Source organism: Frankia sp. CeCAU1 (genome assembly GCF_977971845.1).
Genome location: NZ_CDWWXA010000054.1, coordinates 18,536 through 29,137, shown reverse-complemented (window position 1 = coordinate 29,137; position 10,602 = coordinate 18,536). Strand labels below are relative to the sequence as shown.

Sequence of the window (10,602 nt, the reverse complement as noted above, 5' to 3'; positions counted from 1 at the left end):
GGGGTACGTCGGGAGCGGGGGTACGCGGAGGTGGGACATGAGTGACGACGGCCTGGTGTCCGCCGCGGCGAGTCCCGAGGAGCGCGCCTTCGAGGCCGGGCTGCGTCCGCGCACCCTGGCCGAGTTCGTCGGCCAGCGTAAGGTGCGCGAGCAGCTCACAATCATGCTTGAGGGGGCGCGGGCGCGTGGTCGCCCGCCGGACCACGTCCTGCTGTCGGGCCCGCCCGGTCTGGGCAAGACCAGCCTCGCGATGATCATGGCGCAGGAGCTCGAGGTTCCGTTGCGGATGACCAGTGGGCCGGCGATCGAACGCGCCGGGGATCTCGTCGCGATCCTCACTGCCCTCTCCCCGGGAGAGGTCCTGTTCCTCGACGAGATTCACCGGATCGCCCGGCCAGCCGAGGAACTGCTCTACGCCGCGATGGAGGACTTCCGGGTTGACGTCATCCTGGGCAAGGGCCCGGGCGCGACCGCGATCCCCCTCGACGTGTCGCCATTCACGCTGGTCGGGGCTACCACCCGGTCGGGCCTGCTGACCGGCCCGCTGCGGGATCGGTTCGGGTTCACCGCCCATCTGGACTTCTACGACGCCGGCGAGCTCGCCCGGGTGCTGACTCGCTCGGCCGGCCTGCTGGGGGTCACCCTCACCGCCGAGGGAGCCGCCGAGGTCGCTGGCCGGTCGCGTGGTACGCCCCGCATCGCCAACCGGTTGCTGCGCCGGGTGCGCGACTACGCGGAGGTGCGGGCCGACGGAGTGGTCACCCGCGAGATCGCCCAGGCGGCGCTGCGGATCTACGACGTCGACGGGCTCGGACTGGACCGTCTCGACCGGGCCGTGCTGGAGGCGCTGGTCACCCGGTTCGGCGGCGGTCCGGTCGGGCTCACCACGCTCGCCGTGTCGGTCGGGGAGGAACCGGAGACGGTGGAGGACGTGGCCGAGCCGTTCCTGCTGCGTGCCGGCCTGCTGATCCGTACCGCCCGGGGCCGGATGGCCACCCCCGCCGCCTTCGAGCACCTCGGTCTGGACCCCGTCACCGATCCGCTCGGTCGTACCCAGGTCTCGCTGTTCACCGAGGGAGAATGACTGTGAGAGGGTCGGTCGGCCGGGGAGTAGTCACTGAAGGTGATTAGTCCGTCCGGGGTGAGTCGTCCCCGTAGCATCGGCCATTCCGGCCGGAGGAGGTCCTGAGTGCCGGGCACAACCGCCCTGCCCACCACAGGCATCCGATCGATACGTACGATCGCCGCAACACATCAGGAGGGCAGGACGTGCACGTACTCGTGGCAGCTTCGGTGGCGGCCGGCAAGGACGGGGGCAGTTCGATCAGCGGGCTTCTGTTCCCGCTGATCCTCATCCTGGTGATCGTCTACTTCTTCTCGATGCAGCGGCGCCGCGCCAGGGCGCAACAGCAGCAGATATCGCGGATCGTTCCCGGTACCCTGGTGATGACCACCGCTGGTCTCTACGCCACGGTCGTCGAGATGGAGGACGGCGACCTCCTGCTGGAGGTTGCGCCCGATGTCGTCTGCCGCTTCTCGCGCAGCGCGGTCGCTCGGGTGATCAGTACGCCCGACGGAGCCGGGGACGGCGGGGAGTCCTCCGGGGAACCGCGGTCGCACGACGACGGTTCCGACGGCCCCGGTGGCGCCGAGGCGTCGCATCCCGGCGGTGGCCTCCCCGGTGGGGACGGTGGCACGGGCGGTGAAACGACACACCCGCCCGGCAAGGAGCTGTGATCGCCGGTCACCTGGCCGAGCACTACCGTTCGGGGAGCGGAACGCACCCTCGGTGACATTCGTTCGGATACTTTGGGCACCGCCGGTCCGGGCAGCGGCGAGACGAACGAGCGCCGGCACACCGGCGCGTGAGGAAGGGACTCGCAGGTGGCACGCGGCTCGGCACGGGTACCCAGGGGGATCTCCGTCTGGACCCGGCTGGGGATCCTCGGCGGTCTGATCGTCGTCCTCTACGGCCTCATGGCCGCTACCGGAAACTGGAAGCCCCGGCTCGGGCTCGACCTGCAGGGCGGGACGAGCGTCATCCTCACGCCTCGTGCCACGCAGGGAAACAACGTCGACAGTGGTGCCGTCAACCAGGCCGTCGACATCATCCGGCAGCGCGTTGACGGCTTGGGCGTCGCCGAGTCCGAGGTTCATCGTACCGGCAACCAGATCGAGATCTCGGTGCCCGGCCGCGGCCGCAACGACGTCGTGGATCTGGTCGGGCAGACCGCTGAACTGCGTTTCCGTGAGGTCGTCACGTCCGGCCAGGCCACCCCGGTGCCCACCCCCACTGGTGCGGCCTCCGCATCCACGCCGGGTGCGACGGGCCAGCCGGCCCCGACGGCCGGCCAGAGCACGCCGAGCATCGCGCCGTCATCCCCGGCACCCGCCGCGTCGAGCAAACCGGCCGCACTCGGTGACGGCACGGGCCGCGGCCTGATCGCCCAGCCGGTGTCGCTGGCCGCCGCGGGCACACCCGCGGTGGGCGCGGCCTCGGCTTCTCCGGTGGCCTCGGCTTCTCCGGTGGCCTCGGCTTCTCCGGCCCCGGCCCCCGCCCCCGCGCCGGCGGCGACCGGGTCGACCGGGGACAGCCCGCCTGCTGACGTGTTCGCTCGCTACGAGTCGCTGACGTGCGCAGCGGCCGACGTCCGCAAAGCCTCGGTCAGCACCGACCGCCCGCAGGACTGGACCGCCGCCTGTGACCGGACCGGGACGACGAAGTACCTGCTCAAGCCGGCCACGGTGGTCGGGACGGATGTGAAGACCGCCTCCGCGGGCCTGCAGGGCGGCGGCGGGACCACGGGCATCACCACCGGGCAGTGGGTCGTGAACGTCGAGTTCACTGGTCCGGGCCAGAACAAGTTCACCAAGCTGACCGAGAGCACGATCGGCAAGCAGGTTGCGATCGTGCTCGACGGGGTGGTGCAGTCCGCGCCGCAGACCAACGAGCGTATCCCCGGATCGGCCCAGATCTCCGGCGGCTTCAGCCAGTCCGACGCCGAGGACCTCGCCAACGTGCTGCGCTACGGTGCCCTTCCCCTGGCCTTCGAGCGCTCCCAGGCCGAGTCCATCTCGCCGACCCTCGGTCGTGACTCGCTGCACGGCGGACTGCTCGCCGGCGCCATCGGACTCGTTCTCGTCATCGCCTACTCCTTCCTGTACTACCGGGCGCTGGGCATGGTCGTGATCATCTCCCTCGCCGTCAGCGGTCTGCTGATCTACGCCTCGGTGGTGCTGCTCGGCGTGGCGATCGGGTTCACGCTGACCCTGGCCGGCATCGCCGGCCTGATCGTGTCGATCGGTGTCACGGCGGACTCGTTCGTGGTCTACTTCGAACGGATCAAAGACGAGGTTCGGGCCGGTCGCACGGTCCGGGCGGCCACGGATCGTGCCTGGCCCGCCGCGCGGCGCACGATGCTCTCCGCGGACACGGTTTCCTTCCTGGCCGCCGCGGTCCTCTACATCCTGTCGATCGGCTCGGTGCGCGGCTTCGCCTTTACGCTCGGGCTGTCGACGTTGAGCGATGTCGTGATCATGTTTATCTTCACCCGGCCGTTGGTGACGTTGCTGGTGCGGCGCAGACTGTTCTCGGTCAGCCGGTACTCGGGCCTGAGTCCGAAGACCCTCGGCGGGCGTGGCGGTGGCGTGGCGCAGGCCGCTTCCACCCGGGCGCGACTGGCCAAGCGGCCGGCGCCGGCCGGGCAGAGGCGGGAGAGCTGAGATGGCACTGGTCGGGCGGATCTACCGCAGCGACTTCAACGTCGACTTCGTCGGCCGGCGCAAGGCCTGGTACGCTGTCTCCGGCGTCGTGGTCGCCGTCTGCATCATCAGCATGATCTTCCGTGGCTTCACCTTCGGTATCGAGTTCTCCGGTGGCGCGGTCTTCCAGCTACCCAGCGGTGGCGGTACCGTCGCGCAGGTCGAGGACACGCTGTCCGGCATCGGGCTCGATCCGGCGGACAGTGTGGTCCAGCAACTGGAGACCTCCCACCAGTTCCGGATCCAGACGCCGACCCTCTCCGACGCCCAGACCCGTGAGCTGACCGGCGCGTTGGCCAAGCGCTTCTCGGTGTCGAACCCGGACCGCGACATCGCCGTGTCGACCGTCGGCTCGTCCTGGGGATCGACGATCACGAACAAGGCCCTCCAGGGCCTGGCCGTCTTCCTCGTGCTCGTTGTGATCTACCTCTCGGTACGGTTCGAGTGGAGGATGGCGCTCGCGGCGATGGCCGCTCTCGTTCACGACCTCGTCGTCACCATGGGTGTCTACTCGCTGGTAGGTTTCGAGGTGACGCCGTCGACGGTCATCGCCGTGCTGACGATCCTCGGATTCTCCCTGTACGACACGGTGGTGGTGTTCGACCGGGTGCGGGAGAACACCGCGGGCATGGGCACGTCGACGCGGCGGACCTACGCGGAGGCGACGAACGACGCGCTCAACGAGACGTTGGTGCGTTCGCTGAACACCTCCCTCATCGCCCTCATCCCGGTCGCATCCCTCCTCTTCGTCGGCGCCGGTCTGCTCGGTGCCGGCACGCTGAAGGACCTCGCGCTCGCCCAGTTCGTCGGTATCGCCTCCGGTACATACTCCTCCCTGTTCTTTGCCACGCCGCTGCTCGTCGACCTCAAGCGCGGCGACCCCGCCGTGCGGGCGCTGGATGCGCGGGTCGCCCGTGAGCGCGCCAGGCGGGTCCGGGCCGCCGCGGGTGTGCCGGGCACGGCTGTTCCCGCCGACGCGGCGGTCGATCCGGCCGGCTGGGGTGAGGACGCTCCCGTCTCCGGTGCGCGTGAACCGGTTCCGGCCGGGGCGAACCTGGGCGGTGCCGCCCGACGACCGTCGGGCGCGCCCCCCGCCCGGCGCGCCGCGGGGCGCAAACCCGGCCGGCGCGGACGGCCGAGCGGTAAGAAACGCCGGTGAGCCAGGTCGCCGGCCGCGCGGATCTGGGCGGGGCTCCGATCGGGTGGCGGCGGATCTCCGGACGATCTTAATGTCCGGGCGACCCTGAAGTCCAGACGACCCTGAAGGTGGGAGAAGCGGCACGATGACGAGCATCGACGACGCACCGCAGCGGTCCGCCGCGCACGACGCGGTCGCCGAGGTCCTACGTGGCCACATCCGCGACATTCCCGACTGGCCGCAGCCAGGGGTCGTGTTCAAGGACATCACCCCGCTGCTCGCGACGCCGACCGCCTTCGGGGTGGTCATCGGTGCGCTGGCGGACGCGGCCCGGGAGCTGGGGGCCACCACGATCGCCGGCATCGAGGCGCGGGGCTTCCTGCTAGCCGCGCCGGTCGCGGACCGGCTGGGCACCGGCCTCGTGCCGATCCGCAAGCAGGGCAAGCTGCCGGGGCCGACCCGAAGCGCCTCCTACGACCTGGAGTACGGCGCCGCCACGATCGAGATCCACGCTGACGCGGTGCACGACGGCGACCGGGTCCTGCTCGTTGACGACGTGTTGGCCACCGGTGGCACCGCGGCCGCCGCACACAGCCTGCTCGCGGCTGGCGGCGGGGAGGTCGTGGGGCTGGCGGTCCTCATGGAGCTGTCCTTCCTACCGGGCCGTGATCGGGTCGCGCCGCTCGATGTCGTCTCCCTTCTGACGATTTGACCTCGCCCGGGCGAGGTCCGCGGAAGGCTTCTGACCAGTGCGGCGTTAGGCTCGGTGTCTAGTCCTTACGCAGGAGCGGTCCGTGCCCGAGGCAGCGCCGGTGACCACCGGAGTTTCGCCGCCCGCCGTCACTCCCTTCCGGGAGCCCCGGCCGGTGGGCGATGCCGCGCGGGCCACCGCCGGATCGGTGGCGCGTGAGTCGGCAGCCCACGGGCCGGCAGCCCACGGGCCGGCAGCCCACGGGCCGGCACAGCCGCCGGCTGCGGATGGTGGCGACGTCCGCGGGCAGGAGCCACCGGCTGGATCCCCGGGGGGGTCCGAGCTGGTCACCGCGGTCGGCATGGGACGGCGTCCCGAGGACGGTTCCCCGGTCGTCCCCCGGTTGGGGCACGAGTCGCCGCCGCTGCCGCGTCGGGTGCGCGGTCGGCTCTCCCGCCTTGCGACGCACCGGGCGACGCCTCCCTCGGCTCTCGACCCGGTGCTGCGTGGGCTGCTCGCGAACCACCCGCGCGCCGACATCGCCCAGGTGCAGCAGGCGTTCGAGGTCGCCGACGCCGCGCACGCCGGCCAGGTGCGCTTCTCCGGCCACCCGTACATCACTCATCCGATCGCGGTCGCGAGCATCCTCGCCGATCTGGGGATGGACACCGCGACGCTGTCCGCAGCGTTGCTGCACGACACCCTCGAGGAGACGACGCTTACCGTCGATGCAATCCGGGACACCTTCGGTGACCATATCGCGCTCATCGTCGACGCGGTCAGCAAGCTCAACCGGGTCAAGGTCGGCGAGGCGGCCCAGGCGGAGACCATCCGCCGGATGGTCGTCGCGATGGCCCGCGACCCACGCGCGCTGGTGGTCAAGCTCGCCGACCGCCTGCACAACATGCGTACCCTGCGCTTTCTGCCCGAGCACAAGCAGGAACGCAAGGCTCGGGAGACGCTCGAGGTCTACGCCCCGCTCGCCCACCGGCTCGGCATGAACTCGTTGAAGTGGGAGCTGGAGGACCTCTCGTTCGCCGCGTTGTATCCGAAACGGTACGACGAGATCGTCCGGCTGGTCGCTGACCGGGCCCCGAGCCGGGACGTCTATCTGGCCGAGGTGATCGGGCAGGTGCAGGTCGGCCTGCGGGACGCGCGGATCAAGGCGGTCGTCTCCGGGCGGCCGAAGCACTATTACTCGATCTACCAGAAGATGGTGGTGCGCGGCCGTTCCTTCGACGACATCTACGATCTGGTCGGCATCCGCGTCCTGGTCGACTCGGTCCGGGACTGCTATGCCACGCTGGGTACCGTGCACGCGACCTGGAAGCCGATTCCCGGCCGGTTCAAGGACTACATCGCGATGCCCAAGTTCAACATGTACCAGTCGTTGCACACGACGGTCATCGGTCCCGAGGGCAAACCGGTCGAGCTGCAGATCCGCACGCACGCGATGCACAACCGGGCCGAGTACGGCATTGCCGCGCACTGGAAGTACAAGGAGGACGGGGTTGCGGCCCGGCCCTCGGCGGGGACCCCGGAGGGCGGGCGGGCCGGTCGGCGCAAGGGCGGACCCGATGCGGACCTCATGACCTGGCTGCGTCAGGTGCTCGACTGGCAGCGGGAGACCGCGGACCCGGGAGAGTTCCTCGACAGCCTGCGGTTCGCCGCCGAGACCGACGAGGTTTTCGTCTTCACCCCCAAGGGCGACGTCATCCCGCTGCCTGCCGGGTCGACCTCGGTGGACTTCGCTTACGCGGTGCACACCGACATCGGCCACCAGTGCGTCGGGGCCCGGATCAACGGCCGTCTCGCGGCCCTGGACACCCCGCTGGACAACGGCGACGCGGTCGAGATCTTCACCTCGCGGGCCCATTCGGCCGGCCCGAGCGAGGACTGGTTGATGTTCGTCCGTTCGTCGCGGGCCAGGACGAAGATCCGCCAGTGGCACGCTCGTGGGCGCCGGGAGGACGCGATCGTCGCCGGCCGCGACGCGATCGGCCGCGCGATGCGCCGCCACGGCCTGCCGCTGTCCCGCCTGATGAGCGGGGACGCGCTGTTGAACCTGGCCAAGGACCTGCGCTACGCCGACGTGGCCGCCCTCTACGCGGCCGTGGGGGAGAACCACGTCAGCGCCCAGTTGGTGGTCTCGCGGCTGCTCGTGGCCCTCGGCGGTCCGGAGGGGGCCGAGGAGGACGCGGGTGAGACCGAGCTGCCGATCCGCACGCTGCGTCGCTCGACCGGGGAGGCGGGGGTGCTCGTCACCGGTGCTCCCGACGTGTGGACGAAGCTCGCCCGCTGCTGCACCCCCATGCCCGGCGACGAGATCGCCGGTTTCGTCACCCGGGGCAAGGGCGTGTCGGTCCACCGGACGGACTGCTCCAACCTGTCGGGGCTGCGCGGCGGGCCGCACGACCGCATGATCCAGGTCGAGTGGGCGCCGTCGTCGGGCTCGGTGTTCCTCGTCGTGATCCAGGTCGAGGCGATGGACCGTACCAAACTACTTTCGGATGTCACCCGGGTACTGTCCGACCGGCACGTGAACATCCTGTCGGCGTCGGTGGCCACCACGCGGGATCAGGTGGCGGTCAGCCGCTTCACGTTCGAGATGGGAGACGCCAAGCATCTCGGGCACATCCTGAGTGCGGTGCGTGCCATCGAGGGCGTATACGGCTGTTTCCGCGTTACCTCGGGCGTACAGGTCTAACGGGTCGAATCAGGGGGGCGCCGTGGATGCTGAGACCGTGGGTGCGGGTCTGCCGGCCGGCGGCGGTCTGACCCCCGCGCTGTCCCGGGCCGACGGCGGTGCCGACGAGGCCTCCCGGGCCCTGTCGGCGGCCCGGCAGGCGAGCGTGCGTCTCGCCCACCTGGCCAGGCGGATGGCGACACCGCGGATGTCCCAGGTGCCGCCGGAGCTGCGTGACATCGTCGAGGCGCATCGCGACTATCATCCGCGCGCCGACATCGGCCTGCTGGTGCACGCCTACGGCGTCGCCGAGCGGCTGCACGCCGGTCAGATGCGGCGCAGCGGGGATCCGTACATCAGCCATCCCCTCGCCGTCACCGAGGTCCTCGCGGAGCTGGGGGTGGACACGACTACCCTGATCGCTGCCCTGCTGCATGACACGGTCGAGGACACCGGGTACACCCTCGACTCCGTCACCCAGGAGTTCGGCGCGGAGGTGGCCAACCTCGTCGACGGTGTCACCAAGCTGGACAAGATGCGGTTCGGGGAGGCCGCGGAGGCCGAGACGCTGCGCAAGCTGATCGTGGCCCTGGCCCGGGACTACCGAGTACTGGTCATCAAGATCGCTGATCGGCTGCACAACATGCGCACGCTCGCCTTCATGTCCCCTCCCAAACAGGTGAAGATCTCCCGGGTCACGCTTGAGGTCCTGGCCCCGCTGGCCCACCGGCTCGGCGTCAGCGTGATCAAGCGGGAGCTGGAGGACCGGGCGTTCGCCGTGCTCCATCCCGCCGAGCACGCCCGGATTGCCGCCACGGTGGACGAGTTCACCGCCGCTGAGCGCGCGGCCGGAACCGTCGCGGCGCTGGTGGCACGGTTGCGAGCCGGGCTCGCGGGGGCTCGCATCGACGGCGCCGTCTCCATCCGGGTCAGCCACCTGTTCTCGATCTACAAGCGGGCGCAGGAGCGCAACCGGCCCGTCCAGGACTACACCGACCTCGTCCGCGTCCTCGTGCTCGTCGACGAGGTGACGGATTGTTACGCGGCGCTGGGTGTCATCCACGCCCTGTGGCGACCGGTGCCCGGCAGGCTGCGCGACTTCGTGGCTACCCCGAAGTTCAACATGTACCAGTCCCTGCACACGACGGTGACCGACGGCGCCGGCCGCTCCCTCGACATCCAGATCAGGACGCCGTCGATGCACCGGCTGGCCGAGACCGGGATCGTCGCCCGACCGGTCGGCCCCGGCGCGGACGGCGCCCGTCTGGAGGGCCTGTCCTGGTTGCACAGCTTGCTGGACTGGCAGGAGGAGGTCGACTCGGACGAGTTCCTCGAGTCGCTGTACTCAGACCTGGATGCCGACGAGGTGCTGGCGTTCACGCCCAAGGGCAGGATGCTCGCACTGCCGGCCCGGTCCTCCCCGGTGGACGTCGCCTACGCCGTGCACACCGACATCGGGCACCGGGCGATCGGCGCCCGGGTCAACGGTCGGCTCGTCCCGTTGCATACCCGGCTGCGCAACGGCGACGTCGTCGAGATCCTGACCTCCAACCTCCCCGGCGCGGGACCGTCGGAGGACTGGTTGCACTTCGTCAGGACCTCCCGGGCCCGGGTACGTATCCGGCGCCGGCTGGCCCGGCAGCGCAGGGACACCGCGGCCGGGGCGGCCGAGCTGGGCGTCACGACCACCCGGTCCGGGAGCGGCGGCGGGGCGCGGACCGCCGGCGGCGCGGACGGCGCCTCGTCGGGCCTGCCGTCGCCGACCCGTCCGATCGCCCGGCGTGGGGTGCCCAGCCTCGCGGCCGTGGCAGACGACGGGGTGGGTGGTCGGGTGCCGGCGAGGCTGGCGCGATGTTGCCTTCCGCTGCCCGGAGACGTGGTCGTCGGCTTCGCGACGCACGGCAGCACCGTGTCTCTGCACCGCCGGGAGTGCATGAACGCCACCGAGGCGGGGTCGGACCGCGAGCGCGTCGCGGTGGCGACCTGGTCGGCACCACAGGCGCAGATTTTTCCCGCGGAGATCGCCGTCGAGGCGTTCGACCGCTACGGGCTACTCGCGGACATCACCGAGGTGCTCTCGGAGATCTCGGCGTCCGTCCGCGCGGCCTCGACGACCACATCCGATGATCGGGTCGCGCATGCGCGTTTCACGATCGAGGTCACCGGGCCGGAGCAACTGGACAAGGTGCTCGGCGCGGTGCGCGGCGTCGGCGGTGTCTACGACTGCTACCGCGTGTGCCAGACCCAGGGGTCGTCGGCTCACGGCGCGCCCGCCGGGGACGGGTGAAGCCAGCGCAGGGCGGCGGTGGCACCGACCCGGGCGGG

Annotated in this window: 7 protein-coding genes; all 7 read left to right on the top strand. The window is 70.8% G+C overall.

Annotated elements, in window-relative coordinates:
- Window positions 1-37: 37 nt before the first annotated feature.
- Window positions 38-1,084, top strand: coding sequence for a Holliday junction branch migration DNA helicase RuvB (gene ruvB, locus AC08OO_RS11795; RefSeq protein ID WP_476610009.1), 1,047 nt, complete (start codon window positions 38-40; stop codon window positions 1,082-1,084).
- Window positions 1,085-1,269: 185 nt separating this feature from the next.
- Window positions 1,270-1,737 (top strand): preprotein translocase subunit YajC, encoded by a 468-nt coding sequence (gene yajC / locus AC08OO_RS11790; protein ID WP_476606161.1) that lies wholly within the window; start codon window positions 1,270-1,272, stop codon window positions 1,735-1,737.
- Between the two features lie 147 nt (window positions 1,738-1,884).
- The gene (gene secD, locus AC08OO_RS11785; RefSeq protein WP_476609995.1) at window positions 1,885-3,723 is read left to right on the top strand and encodes a protein translocase subunit SecD; all 1,839 of its coding nucleotides are present in this window, start codon (window positions 1,885-1,887) and stop codon (window positions 3,721-3,723) included.
- Between the two features lies 1 nt (window position 3,724).
- Entirely contained in the window at window positions 3,725-4,921 is a 1,197-nt protein-coding gene (gene secF, locus AC08OO_RS11780; protein WP_476609996.1) for a protein translocase subunit SecF, read from the top strand.
- A 124-nt stretch (window positions 4,922-5,045) separates the two neighbouring features.
- Window positions 5,046-5,612, top strand: coding sequence for an adenine phosphoribosyltransferase (locus AC08OO_RS11775; RefSeq protein ID WP_476606159.1), 567 nt, complete (start codon window positions 5,046-5,048; stop codon window positions 5,610-5,612).
- 82 nt (window positions 5,613-5,694) lie between these two features.
- A complete protein-coding gene (locus tag AC08OO_RS11770) occupies window positions 5,695-8,298 on the top strand; it encodes a RelA/SpoT family protein (RefSeq protein WP_476618508.1) in 2,604 nt (867 codons plus the stop codon).
- A gap of 22 nt (window positions 8,299-8,320) precedes the next feature.
- Window positions 8,321-10,564: a RelA/SpoT family protein gene (locus AC08OO_RS11765; protein WP_476609998.1), complete on the top strand. Its 2,244-nt coding sequence runs from the start codon at window positions 8,321-8,323 to the stop codon at window positions 10,562-10,564.
- The last annotated feature ends 38 nt before the right edge of the window (window positions 10,565-10,602 follow it).